This is a genomic window from Streptomyces sp. NPDC050743 (assembly GCF_044456925.1).
Taxonomy (GTDB): Bacteria; Actinomycetota; Actinomycetes; order Streptomycetales; family Streptomycetaceae; genus Streptomyces.
Map to the genome: position 1 here is coordinate 26,574 of NZ_JBITGJ010000071.1, position 17,167 is coordinate 43,740.

At 68.0% G+C, this 17,167-nt stretch carries 15 protein-coding genes and 2 pseudogenes; 9 read left to right on the forward strand and 8 right to left on the reverse strand.

Features of this window, described 5'->3' with window-relative positions; genetic code table 11:
• The first annotated feature begins 71 nt into the window (after positions 1 to 71).
• Together ACIBJF_RS39375 and ACIBJF_RS39380 are read left to right on the forward strand one after the other, a co-directional pair.
• Positions 72 to 1,013, forward strand: a complete 942-nt coding sequence (locus tag ACIBJF_RS39375; RefSeq protein ID WP_399181302.1) for a cupin domain-containing protein — start codon at positions 72 to 74, stop codon at positions 1,011 to 1,013.
• A gap of 255 nt (positions 1,014 to 1,268) precedes the next feature.
• A complete protein-coding gene (locus ACIBJF_RS39380) occupies positions 1,269 to 2,360 on the forward strand; it encodes an integrase core domain-containing protein (RefSeq protein WP_399181304.1) in 1,092 nt (363 codons plus the stop codon).
• Between the two features lie 333 nt (positions 2,361 to 2,693).
• On the opposite strand, the gene ACIBJF_RS39385 is transcribed toward ACIBJF_RS39380, so the two are convergent.
• On the reverse strand, positions 2,694 to 3,650 hold the full coding sequence (locus ACIBJF_RS39385) for a 2-hydroxyacid dehydrogenase (RefSeq protein ID WP_399181306.1): 957 nt from the start codon (positions 3,648 to 3,650) through the stop codon (positions 2,694 to 2,696).
• Between the two features lie 481 nt (positions 3,651 to 4,131).
• Between ACIBJF_RS39385 and ACIBJF_RS39390 the strand changes: the two genes are divergently transcribed.
• Complete coding sequence (locus ACIBJF_RS39390; RefSeq protein ID WP_399181307.1) at positions 4,132 to 4,440, forward strand: putative quinol monooxygenase; 309 nt, start codon at positions 4,132 to 4,134, stop codon at positions 4,438 to 4,440.
• Positions 4,441 to 4,824: 384 nt separating this feature from the next.
• On the opposite strand, the gene ACIBJF_RS39395 is transcribed toward ACIBJF_RS39390, so the two are convergent.
• Together ACIBJF_RS39395 and ACIBJF_RS39400 are read right to left on the reverse strand one after the other, a co-directional pair.
• The gene (locus ACIBJF_RS39395) at positions 4,825 to 5,889 is read right to left on the reverse strand and encodes an LLM class flavin-dependent oxidoreductase (protein WP_399181309.1); all 1,065 of its coding nucleotides are present in this window, start codon (positions 5,887 to 5,889) and stop codon (positions 4,825 to 4,827) included.
• Positions 5,890 to 6,410: 521 nt separating this feature from the next.
• Positions 6,411 to 7,085: pseudogene (locus ACIBJF_RS39400) on the reverse strand (enoyl-CoA hydratase/isomerase family protein); the annotation flags it as partial.
• 11 nt (positions 7,086 to 7,096) lie between these two features.
• On the opposite strand from ACIBJF_RS39400, the pseudogene ACIBJF_RS39405 reads away from it, so the two are divergent.
• Positions 7,097 to 7,171, forward strand: a pseudogene (locus tag ACIBJF_RS39405) (MarR family transcriptional regulator); the annotation flags it as partial.
• A 77-nt stretch (positions 7,172 to 7,248) separates the two neighbouring features.
• Here ACIBJF_RS39405 and ACIBJF_RS39410 read toward each other — a convergent pair.
• From ACIBJF_RS39410 to ACIBJF_RS39430, 5 genes are all read right to left on the reverse strand, one after another.
• On the reverse strand, positions 7,249 to 7,671 hold the full coding sequence (locus ACIBJF_RS39410; RefSeq protein ID WP_399181326.1) for a sec-independent translocase: 423 nt from the start codon (positions 7,669 to 7,671) through the stop codon (positions 7,249 to 7,251).
• Between the two features lie 4 nt (positions 7,672 to 7,675).
• Positions 7,676 to 8,605, reverse strand: a complete 930-nt coding sequence (gene tatC / locus ACIBJF_RS39415; protein WP_399181310.1) for a twin-arginine translocase subunit TatC — start codon at positions 8,603 to 8,605, stop codon at positions 7,676 to 7,678.
• A gap of 115 nt (positions 8,606 to 8,720) precedes the next feature.
• Complete coding sequence (gene tatA, locus ACIBJF_RS39420; protein WP_158926876.1) at positions 8,721 to 8,972, reverse strand: Sec-independent protein translocase subunit TatA; 252 nt, start codon at positions 8,970 to 8,972, stop codon at positions 8,721 to 8,723.
• Between the two features lie 244 nt (positions 8,973 to 9,216).
• Positions 9,217 to 10,293: an alpha/beta fold hydrolase gene (locus ACIBJF_RS39425; protein WP_399181313.1), complete on the reverse strand. Its 1,077-nt coding sequence runs from the start codon at positions 10,291 to 10,293 to the stop codon at positions 9,217 to 9,219.
• A 300-nt stretch (positions 10,294 to 10,593) separates the two neighbouring features.
• Positions 10,594 to 11,346 carry a maleylpyruvate isomerase family mycothiol-dependent enzyme gene (locus ACIBJF_RS39430; RefSeq protein WP_399181315.1) on the reverse strand — a complete coding sequence of 251 codons (753 nt, stop codon included), beginning with the start codon at positions 11,344 to 11,346 and terminating at the stop codon, positions 10,594 to 10,596.
• A 459-nt stretch (positions 11,347 to 11,805) separates the two neighbouring features.
• Here ACIBJF_RS39430 and ACIBJF_RS39435 point away from each other — a divergent pair, with 459 nt between their 5' ends.
• The 5 genes from ACIBJF_RS39435 to ACIBJF_RS39455 all read left to right on the forward strand — a co-directional run bounded on the left by ACIBJF_RS39435 (position 11,806) and on the right by ACIBJF_RS39455 (position 16,780).
• Complete coding sequence (locus ACIBJF_RS39435) at positions 11,806 to 12,636, forward strand: enoyl-CoA hydratase/isomerase family protein (RefSeq protein WP_399181317.1); 831 nt, start codon at positions 11,806 to 11,808, stop codon at positions 12,634 to 12,636.
• A gap of 537 nt (positions 12,637 to 13,173) precedes the next feature.
• Positions 13,174 to 13,776, forward strand: coding sequence for a TetR/AcrR family transcriptional regulator (locus tag ACIBJF_RS39440; RefSeq protein ID WP_399181318.1), 603 nt, complete (start codon positions 13,174 to 13,176; stop codon positions 13,774 to 13,776).
• Positions 13,773 to 14,651, forward strand: a complete 879-nt coding sequence (locus tag ACIBJF_RS39445) for an alpha/beta fold hydrolase (protein ID WP_399181320.1) — start codon at positions 13,773 to 13,775, stop codon at positions 14,649 to 14,651. Before ACIBJF_RS39440 ends, ACIBJF_RS39445 begins: the two co-directional genes overlap by 4 nt.
• A 70-nt stretch (positions 14,652 to 14,721) precedes the next feature.
• Positions 14,722 to 15,549 (forward strand): class II aldolase/adducin family protein, encoded by an 828-nt coding sequence (locus tag ACIBJF_RS39450; RefSeq protein ID WP_399181322.1) that lies wholly within the window; start codon positions 14,722 to 14,724, stop codon positions 15,547 to 15,549.
• Between the two features lie 121 nt (positions 15,550 to 15,670).
• Positions 15,671 to 16,780, forward strand: a complete 1,110-nt coding sequence (locus ACIBJF_RS39455; RefSeq protein ID WP_399181327.1) for an alpha-hydroxy-acid oxidizing protein — start codon at positions 15,671 to 15,673, stop codon at positions 16,778 to 16,780.
• Positions 16,781 to 17,167: the final 387 nt, after the last annotated feature.

Consider the following 17,167-nt stretch of genomic DNA (forward strand, 5'->3'; position numbering starts at 1 on the left):
CGTTCCGCTCGATTCTTTACTTGATGCTCTCGCGCCTTGACCCTGATACTCCTACTGGCCAAGCTGATCCCATGGACCTGCTGTCTGACCACCTGGTGCGGGCGCGCGCCACCGGCGCGGTGTTCGCGCGGACGGTCGCCGAACCACCGTGGGGACTGCATCTTGGCGGTTCGACACAGCTGTCGGTGCACACCGTCGTCCGTGGCCGCGGCTACCTCTGGCTGGACACCCCCGGCAGCGCCGTGGAGCTCATACCGGGAAGCGTCACGCTGGTGCGCGGCGGGCCGCACCACTACATCGGGAATGAGCCGGGCGCCACATGCCTGGAGCCGGAGGAGTTCCGGGCCCGCCACGCCCGGACGAGCCCCGAGGACAACCCGCAGGCCACGGTGTTCCTGTGCGGCGCCTACCAGTTCTCCGGCGAGGTCGGCAGCGGGCTGCTGGACGCACTGCCCCAGGTTCTGACCCTATCGGCGGCCGACGACGATCCCCTGCGGGACGTGATCACTTTGCTGTCCCGCGAACTGGTCCGGACCGAACTCGCCCAGCAGATCGTCCTGGATCGCCTCCTGGACCTGCTTCTCGTCCTGGCCATCCGCAGCGAATTCCGCCGCAGCACGACCGCGCCCCGCTGGTACCGGGCATCCGCGGACCCGCGCCTTGCCGCCGCGCTACAGGCCATGCACGAGAATGCGGCCCACCCGTGGACGGTCCCCGAACTGGCCGCGATCAGCGGCCTGTCCCGCGCCGCCTTCGCGCGGGTGTTCCGGGAGGCACTCGGTCAGGCCCCCATGCAGTACCTGACCGAATGGCGCATGACCATCGCCCGCGACCACCTGCGCGCCGACGATCTCACGCTGCCCCAGATCGCCGACGCCGTCGGCTACGGCTCACCCTTCGCCTTCGCCGCCGCCTTCCGCCGCCACCACGGAGAACCACCCGGAACCTGGCGGCAGAGGGAACGAGCGACCGCAGAGACACGACTGCTCACCAACACCCACCCCGGCCCATGAGCGTCGCCGGAATTTCCGGTCCTGACAGGCGGCGCCCTGCGACCGCCTCCCGGCCCTTCGGCCCGAGTTCGTGGACGCCGTCAGTCTCTGCCCACCCACTTGGGATGGTGCCTCGCTGCCCAGGCGAGGTCGACGTTGCGGGTGCCGATAACTCATCCGTGCAGGTCGCGGCCTTGAGTGCTGATCTCCGACTGTGCTCAGCGCTCGCGCCGACGTCTTCATCTGCGCAGGGCACCCGGGGCATCATGATCTGTCGTGCTGCTGCGCCTGGCCTATCTTGTTGCGACCAACACCATTGCGTTCCTGCGCCTGCTGCCGATGAGCAGCACGGAGAAGGACATCGAGATACTGGCGCTGAGGCACCGACTGCTGGTCCTGCAGCGCCAGGTCGGCAAGCCCAGGTTCGAGGACACCGACCGCGCTGTCCTCGCCGGCCTGCTCCACCACCTCCCCGTGGAGAAGCTGCGGCAGCTCCTTCTGTTGGTACGCCCAGACACGGTCCTGCGCTGGCACCGTAACCTGCTCAAGCACCGCCATGCCGCGACCTGCGTCCCGAAGCGACACGGACGCCCGCCTACCGTTCTATCGCTCCGCGCCCTGGTCCTGCGCCTCGCCCGCGAGAACAGCTCGTGGGGGTATCGCCGGATCCACGGTGAACTCGCAGCCCTGGGCATCAAGGTCGCCGCCTCCACCGTGTGGGAAATCCTCAAGGAGCACGGCATCCCACCCGCCCCCGCACGACAGAGCACGACCTGGGCCGACTTCCTACGCAACCAAGCCGATGCACTGCTCGCCTGCGATCTGTTCGAGGTCCGCACCCTGACCGGGGCACGCCTGTACGTTTTCGCGGCCGTCGAGCACTCCACGAGGCGCATCCGGATCCTCGGTGCCACCGCGCACCCGACCGCGGACTGGATCGTGCAGCTCGGGCGCAACCTCCTGATGGACCTGGAGGAGGCCGGCAGCAGGGCCAGATTCTTGATCCGCGACCGAGACTCGAAGTTCACCGCCACCTTCGACGCCCTCATGGCCGATGCCGGGCTGAAGGTCATCACCACCGGCATCCAGATACCGCGGATGAACTCCATCATGGAGCGCTGGATACAGACCTGCCAGCGCGTACTCCTGGACGGCACCCTGATCTGGAACCTCAGTCATCTCCTCCACGCGCTCCGCGAGTTCGAGACCTTCTACAACGGACACCGCCCGCACCAAGCCCTGGGCCAAGCCGCTCCCCTCCGCCCACTCCCCCGCCCGATCAGCGAACCGGGGAACACCAGACACCTGGAGATCCGCCGACGAAACCGACTCGGCGGAACCCTCCACGAGTACCACCATGCCGCGTGACCAGGCCGGATGATTTATCGGCACCCGCAGAGCTGTTCGCGCTGCACACCGAGGGCGAGGACGTCTTCATAGTCGAGCGCTGGCTGACCTCAGAGGACTTCCAGGTGCACCTGGCCGGCTCGAACCAGCGGACCAGGGAGGCGACAGGGCCCCTCTGGGCCACGCCCAGCGAGATCTGGCCGGTGGAGAGCGTCCCCCTCGGCGACCCAAGCAAGGGCGTGATCCAGCAGCGACCGGATGCCTGGGCCGTCACAGCAGCGTGTCGGTGCAATATCCGCGCGAGACCGCCCTCACCTCGTACACGGCAATTCAGCGGTACCAGCCGCCTGCGCTTCAATCGTCCGTTACGACGTTCTCCAGTGGCTCTCCGGCGACGAAGCGGCCGAGCTGGGAGCGCAGCAGGCGCTTGACTCGCGGCAGGAAGGCAGAGGTCTTGTTGCCCACATGGGGGCTGATGAGCACTCCCGGAGCGTGCCACAGCGGGTGGCCCACGGGCAGCGGCTCGGGGTCGGTGACGTCGAGCGCCGCGCGTAGTCGTTTGGCCTCCAGCTCGGCGAGCAGCGCCTTGGTGTCCACGACGCGGCCGCGCGCGATGTTCACCAGCAGGGTGCCGTCGCGCATACGCGCCAGGAAGGCGGCGTCGACAAGGCCGACGGTGGCGTCGGTGAGGGGCGTGGCCAGGATCACCACGTCGGCCCGTGGGAGCAGGTCGGGTAGGTCCGCAAGGGCGTGAACGGGGCCCAGGGGCGCACTTCGGGCGGTTCGGGCGACCCTCAGCACGTCGCACTCGAACGGCGTGAGCCGGTCCTCGATCGCCCTGCCGATCGCCCCATAGCCGACGATCAGCACGGTGCGATCGGCGAGCGCGGAGTAGACACCGGCACGCCACTGCTCGACTTCCTGGCCGTGGACGAAGTGCGGGATGCCCCGCAGCGAGGCGAGGGTGAGGGTCAGCGCCAGCTCCGCAACGCTCGCGTTGTGCACGCCGCGCGCGTTGCACAACACGGTGCCAGGCGGTACGTGGCCGCGCACGTGGTCGATTCCGGCGGTGAGGGTCTGCACGACACGCGGCCGGGCGCCGTGTCGCAGCGGGCGCGTGGCGACCTCGGGACCCTTCCAGTACGGCGGGACGTAGAAGTCGGCGGCGACTGGATCGGCGGGGAATATGTCCTCGCCGTCCCAGTGGACGTACGTCGGTCCTTCAGGCAGACCGGGGATGTCGGCGAGCGGAATCGGAAGCCAGACAGTGATGCCCGCAGCCGCGGAGGCGGGGTTCGCTATGTGGGCCATGGCACACGAGACTACGCCGGTCCCGGGCATCAACCTGCTCTGGGGACCATTGGGCTCCTCGACACGGTTCCCGCCGTCCTCGGCCGGCCGCGCGAGGTCAGCCCGTTACCAGGTCGGTGCCTGCGGGCGAACCCCGCTGCGCAGCCGGGGCGGTCTCCGGGCCGTGGCAGTACAGCAGCGAAGTACAGCAACCGCACCGACCGGCGCCAGCCGTCCGGGCCCCTAACCGTTCGATCTACCGGCTCACGTGACCTCAGCGACCGCCCTGCCCATGGTTCGCGTGGAGAAGCCAACAGCGCGGGGCCCCAAGCGTGCCATTCTCGTCCCGGAACAGGCGGGGACTCACCACCCGACGCAGACCGCCGACCTGATCCCGGCGGACCGCTGCCGCATCGGCTAGTGAGGCGCATCCCGGAAGTGCGACACCACCCCGCAGCCAACGATTACGGCTCGTGAGAACGCCCCGAAAGGATTCGCGCGCATGCCTGTCGTCATCGCCCATCTCATTCCCGCGCCGGGCCAGACCCAGAACGTGCTTGACGTGTACCGAGACCTCGCCCCGCTGGTCCATCAGGAACCGGGATGCGAGCTGTTCGCGCTGCACAGCGACGGCGAGAACGTCATCCTCGTCGAGCGCTGGCTCACCCCCGATGATTTCCAAGCGCACCTGGCCAGCTCGAACCTCCAGCGGATCAGGGACGCGCTCAGACCCCTCCTGGCCGCACCCACGGAGATTTGGCCGGTGGAGAGCGTTCCCCTCGGCGACCCGAGCAAGGGCGTGATCCGGTAGCGGCCAGCTCGCCGAGCCGTCACAGCAGGGCCCATCGATGGGTTGGCCGTGCGGGGACGCCATGAGACAGCCCCTCGGCTGGACGGCGAACTACTCTTGGCGCTGGTCGGTGTAGTTGACCCTCGTCTCTATCGACGGCCCAGCTCCGCCTTCGAAGAGGCCGAGACTGCAGGTATCCCGCAGAAACCGGAGGTTGGGCGAAACGTCACACCGGGCTCGATGCTGGCGGTGACGTCGAGTTCGGTGTCGCAAGGGCGTGCGGCCCGGTGTAGAGATCAGATGTCCTCGACAACGCGGGTTCGCCCCCATGTGCAGTGCGTCATACCGCTCGCGCCCTCATGTCGGGCGAGCCGACCGCCTCGCGGTGTGGGTGTTGCGGGGTTTTCAGGCGTTTGTGGCAGCAACCAGGGAAAGCGAGTGCAACCGGTCATCCGGATCGTAGACGGGAGTCGACAGCATCAGTTCGTCTGCCCCGGTTTGTGACGCCACGGCCGACAGCCGTCGATGCACTTCTTCAGGGGGCCCATAGGCCTGAGTGGCCCGCATCTGTCCGAGCCACTCCTCAAGCGCCGGGCTGAGGGTCTCTGTCGCGGCTTTCGCCGGAGAAAGGAGCGGCGCCTCTGCGCCACGGCCCTCCAGGGCCGCAGCCATGGCAAGCATCGCTGGGCGGCCGAGACGGGCGAGGTCGGCGTCGGTCGTGGCGCAGAGGGTTTCCACGCTCACCAGCACTCGCGGTCGCTCGCACCACCGTGAAGCCTGAAACCGCTCCCGGTAACGGCCCAGCGCCTCCAGCGTGTTGTCCGGTCGAATGTGATGAGCGAAGGCGAGCGGCAACCCGAGCTCGGCGGCGAGCTCGGAACCGGCAACGCTCGATGACAGCAGCCACGGCTCGGGAAGCTCGTCGGCCCCCGGCAGCACTCGCCGGGCATCCGCGTCGGCAAGGTGTCCCAGCAGTTCGATGAGGTCGGCACGGTACTCGTCGTCAGTGGCCCGATCGGCTCCGCGACGCAGCGCGCGGATGGTGTCGATGTCGTTCGTCCCGGGACCGCGGCCGATGCCCAGGTCGATGCGACCGGGGTGGAGCGCCGCCAGCGTGGTGAACTGCTCGGCGACGGCGAGCGGAGCGTGGTTCGTCAGCAGGACCCCACCCGAGCCGACCCTGACCCCGGAGGTGGAAGACGCGAGATGGGACGACAGTACAGAGGGCGCAACACTGCCGACGGACCGATACCTGTGATGCTCGGCCACCCACACCCGGCGAAATCCGAGCTCACTGGCCCGCCGCGCGGTCGAGACCACCGCTGCCAGGGCGTCGCGGGCACTGGCGCCCTCTTGAGTCAACGCCAAGTCGAGGACGGACAACGGCGGCAGAAGTCCGGCTGCCGACGGCGGTTGCCCGGTCTTGCGCAGCGAGTGTGCGTCGTCCGGTCGGTGCTGACTGTCTTCCATGAGTGCTCCTGTCCTTGAACGATGTGGTGATGCCGCCACGCAGTCGCTTCGGGCACCTGGCGGCGTCTCAGGGGCCGACGCGAGGGGCGTGGCAGTTCCGTGAACGTGCAAGTGACCGCTAGCGTCGCTGCACAGCGTCCGATCTCCCCTGTGCCCAATGAGGCGGCAAGACCGGCGCCACCCTGCCGTCGCACACAGGTGGCCCGCCGTGCCGTCTGCCGGAGCTGAGCCGGAACGAGATGCCCACGTGACGAAGATCGTACGGACGCTGCGCGAGCGGTGAATCGGCCTCCCCGGGTGCACGGTCGAGGTCGGGGATGAGCTGCAAACTCGGTGCCAATCGTCGCCAGGACCAGGACCCGGCGGAATTCGAGGACCACCGCGTCGTCGACAGTGACAGGGTGCGGTCGACGACGCCGTCTGCGGTGACCGCGCGGTACAGGGCGTCGGTGAGCCGGTCCGGGATGATCGAAACGTTGTCGAGGCAGATGGCCAAGGAGTTGAAGGCCTGAACCGACCAAGGTGAACCGCGGCGCGCGCCGCTCGAGGAAGGCGGCCACGCCCTCGGCGCGTTCCGCGCTCTCCCGGGCCTGCTGCGCCCAGTAGGCCAGCCGGGCCGGCTCGGGTGCCGTGCCATCGAGTGCGGCCGTGGTGAACTCCTTCGCCGCCCTCTGGGCGAGCTGGGAGCGCTCGGCGAGGGCCCGGGCGAAGTCCGCGACCCGCGCGTCGAACTCCGGGCCGTCGTCCAGTAGCTCATCGACCAGGCCGGCGCGCAGAGCCCGCTCGGCGTCGATCAGCTCGGCGGAGTACAGCAGGTACCTGGCGGTCGCGGGGCCGACGAGCCCGACCAGGCGGCGGGTGGACGAGGACGGGTAGACGATGCCGAGCCGGGCCGGGGTCGCCCCGAAGCGCGCGTCCCGGGCCGCGTATCGCAGGTCGCAGGCGGCGGCCAACTGGCAGCCGCCGCCCACGCAGTAGCCGCGGACTGCGGCGAGGGCCGGCTTGGGGAAGGCGGCGACGGCCGCCGCAAGCGCCCCATTCCCGTTGACGCTCGTGTCGCTGTCCTGGTCTTCGCGGGCGTCGCTCGCGACCAGTCCGGCGATGTCCGCACCCGAGCAGAACGTGTCGCCGTCGCCGGTCAGCACCAGCACCCGCACTGCGGGGTCGGCCGCCAGCCGGTGCAGCAGGATGGGAAGACCTTCTCCTCGGGGCCGCCGTCACCAAGCGGCTCAAGCAGCTGACCGAACGGGGGCTGGTCGAGCGGCGTGGCGACACCCGTGACAGCCATACCGGACCCGGGGGCCAGGCGCCCCGTTGCGGGGCCACGAGAAAGGTAACGGAGCGTGTGCGGCGTGGTGCTCACGTCAGATCACGGTCGTACGGCGTCGGCTCTCCAGCGGCCGGTGGTGTGACCTCGAGCGGCCTTCCGGTGCTACCGCTGCGTGGATCGACGTGGGCGGCTCGCAGCGTCGGTGTGGCAGCGAGCGCGTCCTTTGTCAGGTCGTTGCGCAGTTCCTGCATCTCAGAGAGGCCGAGTTCGTCGCCGTGGCGGGACAGTTGCTTACGGACGAAGGCCTTGGGGTTCAGATCTTGGAACTCGAAGTCCTGGAATTCGGGGCCCAGTTCATTACGGATCTCGTGCTTGGTGCTGTCGGAGAACTCACGAACCTTGCGGATGAATCCCCCGACCTCACTGATCATCTTCGGGAGTTTGTCGGGGCCGAAGAGGATCAGACCGAGAACGACGAGTGAGGCGATTTCGAGCGGGCCAAAATTGAATATCACCCTACTGCTCCTCGGGTGGGCGGTGATCCGGGACGTGCGGTGGGAGATTCAGCTGGGTGGTGACCGTCGGTTGCGCGTGTGCGGGATGAGAGACGTCTACCGGTTCGGGGAAGTCCAAGGGGGTGGTGGTGAGGTCGGGTGGGGAGGCCTCGTCGTCCTCGAGTTGGCTGTCGGGATCCTCGGCGCGGCGTCGTTTCTTCGTACGGTCGTGGAGGGTGGCGACGGCCAGGGCGAGGGAGTAGAGCAGGCAGAGGGGGACGGCCAGGGCGGTCATGGTGAGTGGATCGCCGGTTGGGATGACGACCGCCGAGAAGACGAAAATCACGAAGACCGTCGGACGCCACCAGCTGCGCAGTCTGGCTGCGCTGACGATACCCAGGGAGTTCAGCAGCGCCAGAAGCAGCGGCAGTTCGAAGGAGAGGCCGAAGACGAACACCATGCGCAGGAAAAAACCGAGGAACTCGTCGCCGGGCAGGGACAGGGAGAAATCCGCGGGGTTGAAGCTCGCCAGGATCTGCACTGCCTTGGGAAAGATCACGTAGGCGAGGTAGCCGCCGCCACAGAAGAGGGGCACGGCGGCGAAGGTGAAGCCGAGACCGTACCGCTTCTCCTTCTTGTACGGCCCCGGGGCGATGAAGGTCCAGAGTTGGTAGCTCCACACCGGGCTGGCCAGGATGAGCCCGGCTGTGATCGAGACTTTGAAGCTGAGGGAGCGCGGGGAAAGAAGACCGGTGTTGACCAGCAGGCCGTCGGGGCACTGCTTGGTCGGCCGGCCAACCCCGTGGACGTGGGTGATGTGGCAGGCCGAGCCGGTAAGTTGGTCGAGCAACCAGCCGTGGAACAGCCAGCCGACGGCGGTGGCGATCGCCAGAGCGAGCATCGAGACCAGGAGACGGTTCCGCAGTTCACGAAGGTGCTCGGCGAGCGGCATGACCCCCTTCGGAGCCTTCCGCGACCGTGCGGACGTGGGTGATCCCGCCTGCTGAGTTTCGTTCGCCATAGGGGCTTTGGTCTCTGCGCGGTGGGCCGTTGGGGAGCTGTGGTGCTCAGGACTGGATGATCGATGCCGACTCGGTGACGGGATGGCCGGTGACGTCCTCGATGGGGCCAGCGGCAACACTCCTCGGGGCGGCGGTTGTCGCCTGCGCTGAGTCGGTCTTCATCGCGCTGACTTCGGATTTGAAGATGCGCAGGGACTTGCCCAGCCCTCGCGCGGCGTCAGGGAGGCGCTTGGCTCCGAAGAGCAGCAGCACGACGGCGGCGATGATGATGATTTCCAGGGTGCGGTTTTCCAGCATGGTTCACTCTCCAAGTCGGCTGTATCTGTGATGGGTTGGGGTATCGACTCTCGCCGGGCGGGACGCCGACCGGGTTCCCCGACCCGGGCACGTGGTCATCGTCGCCTGCGGAGGCGACTTGGATGTCCGAGGTGCCCGGGCCAGAGCCGTGCCCGCGGTCGGTGGGGCCGAGTTGGGGGACCCCGCTCGGCCCGGCCCCACCGGGCGGGCGCATGCGTAAAGGGTGCGAACCGGTCGGCTACCGCTAGGCGGCGGTGTGCGCTGCGCGGTAGGGGGCCAGGAACGAGGTCAGGGCCGCCAGCATCTGCTCGGGCGCCTCTTCGGCGACCCAGTGACCGGTGTCGGGGATGACCACGGTCTGCACGTCGTGCGCGGCGGCCTTCATGGTGACCCCGGCCCCGTCACCGACGCTTGCCGCTCCGCCGATCGCCAGGACGGGCATGGTCAGCAGGCCGGCCTTCTGGCGTTGCACGTTCTGCGCGAGCGTGGTGTCGAACGCGCGGTAGAAGCTGAAGCTGCCGCGCAGCGCGTCGCGGTCGGAGGCAAGGGTGCTGATGTAGTAGTCGACGGCGTAGTCGGGCAGCTTCTTCACGGCGTTGATGTCGAACTCGAAGCCGAAGAAGATGTCTTCCCGTCCTCTGACGAGCAGTTCGTTTATCGTGGCGAGCCGGTTGAAGCCGATGTGCCAGATCCGGTCGTTGAGCCACTCGGGGCCGAAGGCCGGCGGCGAGACGCTGATGCCCGGGAGGGGGGCCTCGGCGACGACCAGGCGCTCGACCCGCTCCGGGTGGTCCGCGGCCAGGGCGTAGGCGATCGGCATGCCGGTGTCGTGGCCGGCCACGGCGAACTTCTGGTGGCCGAGCGCGTCCATCAGGGCGGCCAGGTCGGCCGCGATGGTGGCGGTGTCGTAGCCGTCCTGGGGCTTGTCGGTCAGGCCGATGCCGCGCTGGTCGACGGCGATGACGGTGAAGTCCTTGGCCAGCGTGGGCATGAGCAGGCGCCAGGCGTACCAGGTCTCGGGCCAGCCGTGCACGAGCAGCAGCGCCGGCCCGCTGCCGCCGACGACCACGTGCTGGCGCAGTCCATTGGCGTGGACGAACCGGCTGGTGAACGTCTCGGTGAACCCTGCGGGCAGGTGCGGCGCCTGGGAGACGGCGCCGAAGCCTTCCGCACTCGCGCCCGCCAGCGGTCCGCGGCCGGTTCCTCCTTCGGCTGCTACGGCCGACTGGGCGTGGAGCACACCGAGGGATCCGGCGGTCACTGCAGCCGCCGCTGCGGCCGACGTGGCGAGGAACTTCCGCCGAGAATGCGACGGAATCATGTCAGACACGGTAGATCTCCTGGACTGTTCGGGTTGAGGTAAAGGCGGGACACCGAAGGGCAGTTACGCCTGCCCACTCTGTTCGTCCGACCGTTGAGGTTTGCACTGGGAAGGATGGAAAGAACCACGGGCGAAAGCCTGGAAAAGGCGGGCTCGAATCTGCGGAATCCACAAGTACCGCGAGACCGGCTCCGCCCTCGGACGCGGCCCGGCAGGCCGCCGTCCGGATCCGCGCACACGGCTTGGTGCTCCAGTTTTCCCGGGACAGCTGGGGGTGCCGGCGATAGAAGAGGGGGCCGGTCAGAGCGTCAAGGTGGCCGTCAGCAGGGCGTTGGCCGCGGCGATGTCACCGCTGATCCATTCCGGGTTTGCGGGCTGCCGCTTCCACAGGGCGAGCAGCAACTCGGCGGCGGGGGCCTGCACCATGGCCGCTGCGGCCTCCGAGTCAACCGGCAAGGCCTGCGGCATGTCGCCCGGCTGGATCAGCCAGCTGTGTCCGGTGTCGGTAGTGTGAAGCGCCACGGGCGCCGGCAGCGGCTTCTGCTCGCCGTTCTGCCAGGCCCTGGGGACCATCACGGCGAACACCTCGTCTACGCCGTCGGCCGCGATCAGCGGATCGACATGCACGTCGGCCCCGGTGGCCAGTTGGGCATCGACCAGGTGGACCGCGGTGTCCTGGGCCACGCGGCGGAACCAGAGCGCCGCCACTGTGCCTTCGAAGCCGAACGCCCAGGCCGGTGCGGTGGGATCGGTCTCCTCCAGGGTGGCCAGGATTGCGGCCGCGCCCCCGGCGTACCAGTCGGCAATCCCCTGCCCGGCCGGCGGGGCGAACTGCTCGCGGGGCAACTGCCCGGTCTGCAGCAGGGCTGCCGCGAAGCGGGACGCCTGGCCCAGATGGATGCCCAGGTCGTGCATGCTCCAACTGCCACAGGTGGCCACCGGGGTGGCCGGGTCCGCGATGCGCAGCAGCTGCTCGAGTGCCGCCGCCTTCTCACGCAGGGTGGCCAGATACACGTCGGTGGCGAGCGGCAAGGGAGCGGGGGACTGATTCAAAGTGACCTCCGGTACGGCGGGGGACCTGATGACAGCGGTTGCCTCGGCCGCCAGATGACTAGGCCTGCATGCAGGAAGCGATCGGGTGAACGCCGCCTCTGGGGCTGGAAGGAAGCATGCACAGCAGGCTTGCACTTTGCAAGTCAGACTGCTCGACCAAGCGTCACGGCATACAGGGAAAGCAACCCGCCTCCCCTATTCGGCCAAGCCGGGGTTTCGTTCTGCCATGCCGACGCCGGCCAGCCACGTCCGCACGATGCGACTGGTGGGACCAGAAGCAGCCACGCAAGATGCCGTATCGCGGTCGCCAGGTGAACAGTTCGACCGATCAGTCAACGGCGGCGGACAGGTATGTCGCGCGCAGGTGCGCCGGATCGGCGGCGGGCGGCATCGAGGCCTCAAGAGCACGTAACCCACAAGGATTGACTTTCAAAGTTATAGCCAGCTACTTTGCGGCGCATGCCAAGCACACCGCAGTTCCACGTGTCCGAAGTGTCGTCGTCCTACTGGAACGTGACCTTCTCCAACGGCCCGATCAACCTCATGGACGTGGACACCATCGAGCAGCTCGCCGACCTGGTGGACCGCATGGAGCAGGCTCCCGACCTGACCGTGGTCGTCTTCCGGAGCGACAACCCCGACTTCTTCATGGCGCACTTCGACTTCCTGGCGGATAAATCGCGCATAGCCGCCATGAAGCCCGGCCCCACAGGGCTCCACCCCTACTCGGACAACTTCATCCGCCTCGGCAGGGTCCCAGCCGTCACGATCTCCGCACTCAAGGGCCGCACCCGCGGAGCGGGAAGTGAGTTCGCGCTGGCCACGGACATCCGTTTCGCGGGACGCCGCGCGATCCTGGGGCAGTTCGAGGTCGGCGTCGGGGCCGTGCCCGGCGGCAACGCGACGGGACACCTGGGCAGGCTGGTGGGCCGGGGCCGCGCGATGGAGATCTTGCTGGGGGCCGACGACTTCCCAGCGAAACTGGCGGCAGAATACGGCTATGTCAACCGCGTCCTCCCCGAGGACGAACTGGACGACTTCGTCGACGCCTTCGCCCGCCGTATCGCAGGGTTCGACAAGGTCGCCGTGGCCGGAACCAAGGCCCTCATCGACGAGAGCATCCCGATTTCGGACGAAGAGTTCGGATCCGCCCTGTCCACCTACTTCCAAACGGTAGGACGGCCCGTGAACGAACACCGCGTCCGGCGCCTCTTCGAAGGAGGCCTGCAGAAGCCGGACGGCATCGAACTCGACCTCGGCAAGCAGGTCGCAGAGAGCAACCGGAGCTGACGCCTGCGACACAGGACCCAGAGCGGGACCTGGCCCTCACCGAAGCCGGCGAAGTCCGGCATGAGTGAGCACGCCGGGCGGCGTGGAAACCACAGCCGGGACGGCACCTCTCCGAGATCGCCGTAACCGGTCCCGGCCGGACTCGGGGCAGCCTCCCACCCGGGGTTCGGTCGGCCGACGGGACCACCACCGCCCACGTCCATCCGGACCCACCGTCCTACGCCGACAACGCTCGTCCGGACTCTCCGGGCACATTGGCCTCATCTGCGACGCCCATGGTCATGAAGTGCCCGTCGTGGCGCCGCCGGGCGGCCCCACGACGGCCTGAGCAGCGAGTCGGCACCCGACCGCACCTTGCTCGATGCAGCCTGCTCGGTTCGAAGAGCGTCCCCGGGCGTGAATACCGCCGTCGCGGGCCTTGCGTCAACGCCACTCTCACTCGATAGTGGTCCCTATCAGATAGGAACCTCTATCCGATAGGGAACACTATCCGGCCTCCGACATCGTCAAGCGCCTTGACAGAAACAGGTGGGATGCATGACACAGCGCGTGACCAAGAGACGACGGGAGACGAACGAGCGCCTGCTCGACGCGGCCGAGCAGGCGTTCGCCGAGTGCGGGTTTCAGGGTGTCTCGATCGCGGAGCTGTGCGCACGGGCCGGCTACACGACCGGCGCGTTCTATTCGAACTACGACTCCAAGGACGAACTCTTCCTCGCGCTGTTCACTCGACGCTCCGAGATCGTCCTGAAACAGCTGGGTGAGGCGGTGGACCAAGCCCTCGTCTCCGAGCAACCGGTCGCCACGTTCATCGAGCTGGCGAGCGTCGTGGACGAGCAGACGCGAACCTGGTTCCTCATCTCCACCGAGTTCACTCTCCACGCCATCCGCAACCCCGAGGCGGCCAAAGCCCTCGCCCGCCACGACGCGGCGATCCGGGCGGCAATCGCGGAGCTGCTCGCACCACTGCTCGCGACCACACAGCGCAAGGTGACCGAGACGGATCTCGACATGCTGCTGCGCCTCGTCGTCGCCGTTCGGGAAGGCGGACTGGCCCAAAGCCTGGTGGAACCGGCAGCGCTCCCGCACGGCGAGCTGGAACGCCGGTTCCTGCCCGCGCTGTTCGGAGGGCTCCGATGACGGTCAGTATCGAGCGATGGTGGTCCGAAGGCGAACTGCTCCCGCTCACCGTCGCGGGAGTCCCGCGCCAGGTGTTCGTCCGCCGCATCGGCAGCGGCCCCGTGATGACCCTGCTCCACGGGTTCCCCAGTTCGTCGCACGACTGGGCCCGGGCGGTTCCTGTTCTCGCCGCTCGCCACACCCTCCTCATACCGGACTTCCTCGGCTTCGGCGCGAGCGAGAAGCCGGCCGATCACGACTACTCGATCCACGAGCAGGCCGACTTGGTGGTCGCGTTGTGGCAGCACGAGGCGGTGACCTCGACGCATCTGGTGGCACACGACTATGGGGCCACCGTGGCGCAGGAGCTGCTCGCGCGCAGCGCCGACGGGTCATTGAGGAGTCGGATCACGAGCCTGACGCTGCTGAACGGCGGCATCTACCCGGAACTCCACCGGCCGGAAGCGGCCCAGACGGCGCTGCTCGACCCGGACACCGGCCCCCGGCTCAGCGCAGCACTGACCGGCGAGCTCATGGCCGCCGCCCTCTCACCGACATTCGCCGAGCACTACGACTCAAGCGCTGACGCAGCCGCGATGTGGAAGGGCATGAGCCACGGTGACGGCCATCTGAACTCCCACCGGTTGATCCGCTACATCACCGACCGGGCTGCCCACCGCGACCGATGGGTGGAAGCCATGGAGACCAGCGATCTGCCCAAGGCGTTCGTCTGGGGCCTGCGGGACCCCGTCGCGGGTGCCCACATCGCCGATCGGATCGCCGAACGCATGCCGAACGCGACACTCCACGCCCTTGCGGACGTCGGCCACTGGCCCCTGCTGGAGGCGCCGCAACGTGTCGCCTCACTGATCCTCGCCACGGGGGGAAGCGGCTGAAGTCCGCACGGTCCCTGTCACCACGCTCACGGCTCGACCACGTCTGCGCACATCGAGAGGAACGAAGACCATGACGATCACGCAGCACCACGCCCCCGAGATGCTCGACCTGATCCGAGCCAACATCGGCCCGATCCCCGACGACTTCGATCTCCCGCTCCCGCCCACGGGGCTTTCGGTCGAGGAGGAGCGCGACGTACGCAAGCAGGAACTCGCCGCCGCCTTCCGGGTCTTCGGGAAGCTGGGCTTCTCCGAGGGAGTCGCCGGGCACATCACTGCCCGTGACCCCGAGTTCCCCGACACGTTCTGGGTCAACCCGTTCGGGATGAGTTTCCATCAGATCAAGGTCTCAGACCTGGTCCGCGTCGACCACGAAGGCAATCTGCTGCACGGCAAGCGCCCGGTGAACCGTGCCGCCTTCTGCATCCACGCCGAGGTCCACAAGGCCCGCCCCGACGCCGTCGCGGCCGCACACGCGCACTCCCTCCACGGCAAGGCGTTCTCAGCACTCGGGATCCCGCTGGCACCACTCACCCAGGACGCCTGCGCCTTCTTCGAGGACCAGGGCCTCTACGCCGACTACCGCGGAGTCGTGAGCGACTCCGACGAGGGGCGCCGCATCGGCGAGGCGCTCGGCTCGGCGAAGGCCGTCATCCTGAAGAACCACGGCCTGCTGACCGTCGGACAGTCGGTTGCCGCCGCCGCATGGTGGTTCATCACGATGGAACGATCGTGCCAGGCACAGCTCCTGGCCATGGCCGCGGGCACCCCGCACGAGATCGACCGGGAGACCGCGGAGCAGGTCCGCACACAGATCGGCGGGCCGCTCGCAGGCTGGTTCCAGTTCCGTCCGCTGTGGGACCAGATCATCGCATCCTCGCCGGACCTGTTCGACTGAGGCTGCCGACCGAGCCAGACCGGCCCGCCGGGCCACAACCGACCGGGAGCAGGTGGAAAACCACGTGTCGAACTTTGGCGACTACCAGTTCGATATCTACCTCAACGGACTCTCCGGCATCATGCCGAAGTTGCCGATGACCTTCGCAGAGTTGGAGAAGCGAGGATCCAAGGCGTTGGACCCCGGCCTCCTGTCCTACGTCGCCGGCGGGGCCGGCGACGAACGCACCCAGGACCTCAACGTCTCGGTGTTCGACGACTGGGGGCTCATCCCGAGGATGCTCGTCGACGGGGCCCAGCGCGACCTGTCCGTCGAGCTGTGTGGGCTGTCCCTCCCGTCCCCGCTGTTGATGGCGCCCGTGGGTGTGATCGGCCTGTGCGCACAGGACGGCCACGGCGACCTGGCCGTGGCACGAGCCTCGGCGAGGACCGGCGTGCCGATGATCGCCTCCACTCTCTCAGTCGATCCGATGGAGGAGGTCGCCGCGCGGTTCGGTGACACCCCGGGCTTCTTCCAGCTCTACACCCCGAACGACCGGGAGCTTGCCGAAAGCCTGGTGCACCGGGCTGAGCAGGCGGGTTTCAAGGGGATCGTCGTCACACTGGACACCTGGATCCCGGGGTGGCGGCCTCGCGACCTCAGCCGCTCGAACTTTCCCCAGCTGCGAGGGCTGGCCCTGGAGAACTACTTCAGCGACCCGGTCTTCAGGTCCCGGTTGGCCAAGCCCCCGGAAGAGGACCTCCAGGCCGCAGTGGGAGCCTGGGCGACGACCTTCGGTGACCCGCACCTGACGTGGGACGATCTCGCCTGGTTCCGTTCCATGACCGACCTGCCGCTGATCCTCAAGGGAATCATGCATCCCGAGGACGTCCAACGGGCCGTCGACGGCGGTGTCGATGCGATCTACTGCTCGAACCACGGTGGACGCCAGGCCAACGGTGGCCTCGCCTCACTCGACATGCTGCCGGATGTCGTCAATGCGGCAGGCGAAACTCCGGTGATCTTCGATTCGGGTGTGCGCTCCGGCGACCATGTGGTGAAAGCCCTGGCGCTGGGCGCGCGAGCGGTAGCGGTGGGGCGGCCCTATGTCTACGGTTTGGCTCTGGGAGGCGAGGACGGCATCATTCACGTGTTGCGTTCCCTCCTTGCGGAGGCTGACCTCCTCATGGCGGTCGACGGCTATCCCAAGATCGCAGATCTAAGCCCCTCGGCCTTGCGGCGACGGCCGTGACCCGGCGGTTCAGCCTGTGCGGAGCACATGCACGCGGGTTTCCCGTTCGAGCCCACCCATTCGTGTTACTGAAGAGCGTTACGAGGCAGATGCACGGCCGCACTGGGTCCTTACTGCGCCGACGCATGATCCACCAACAAGCCTCGCGGTGGAATCCCAACAGCGCCTGCGGGGCGCCAAGCACAACGAATCTAGTGATCGGGCTTGGGCAGCCGGCTCGCCGGGGCGGCCGTGCTGTCCAGTGCGTCAGGCTGGGGGAACCGCTTCGAGGACGGAAAACACCTGCGGTGCTTGTGGGTGCCGACAATCCTGTCACCTACGCTGAACTGCGACTTGAGAGTCACGATGTCATCACGTCGAAAGCGCTCGTGAGCCCGTCAGCGCAGG

Excerpts from the sequence above, each read along its gene's own strand:
- ACIBJF_RS39425 (WP_399181313.1), bottom strand. The coding sequence starts at position 10,293 with ATGATTCCGTCGCATTCTCGGCGGAAGTTCCTCGCCACGTCGGCCGCA.
- ACIBJF_RS39450 (WP_399181322.1), top strand. The coding sequence starts at position 14,722 with ATGACGATCACGCAGCACCACGCCCCCGAGATGCTCGACCTGATCCGA.
- tatC (WP_399181310.1), bottom strand. The coding sequence starts at position 8,605 with ATGCCGCTCGCCGAGCACCTTCGTGAACTGCGGAACCGTCTCCTGGTC.
- ACIBJF_RS39455 (WP_399181327.1), top strand. The coding sequence starts at position 15,671 with ATGCCGAAGTTGCCGATGACCTTCGCAGAGTTGGAGAAGCGAGGATCC.
- ACIBJF_RS39435 (WP_399181317.1), top strand. The coding sequence starts at position 11,806 with ATGCCAAGCACACCGCAGTTCCACGTGTCCGAAGTGTCGTCGTCCTAC.
- ACIBJF_RS39375 (WP_399181302.1), top strand. The coding sequence starts at position 72 with ATGGACCTGCTGTCTGACCACCTGGTGCGGGCGCGCGCCACCGGCGCG.
- ACIBJF_RS39395 (WP_399181309.1), bottom strand. The coding sequence starts at position 5,889 with ATGGAAGACAGTCAGCACCGACCGGACGACGCACACTCGCTGCGCAAG.
- tatA (WP_158926876.1), bottom strand. The coding sequence starts at position 8,972 with ATGCTGGAAAACCGCACCCTGGAAATCATCATCATCGCCGCCGTCGTG.
- ACIBJF_RS39440 (WP_399181318.1), top strand. The coding sequence starts at position 13,174 with ATGACACAGCGCGTGACCAAGAGACGACGGGAGACGAACGAGCGCCTG.
- ACIBJF_RS39385 (WP_399181306.1), bottom strand. The coding sequence starts at position 3,650 with ATGGCCCACATAGCGAACCCCGCCTCCGCGGCTGCGGGCATCACTGTC.
- ACIBJF_RS39390 (WP_399181307.1), top strand. The coding sequence starts at position 4,132 with ATGCCTGTCGTCATCGCCCATCTCATTCCCGCGCCGGGCCAGACCCAG.
- ACIBJF_RS39445 (WP_399181320.1), top strand. The coding sequence starts at position 13,773 with ATGACGGTCAGTATCGAGCGATGGTGGTCCGAAGGCGAACTGCTCCCG.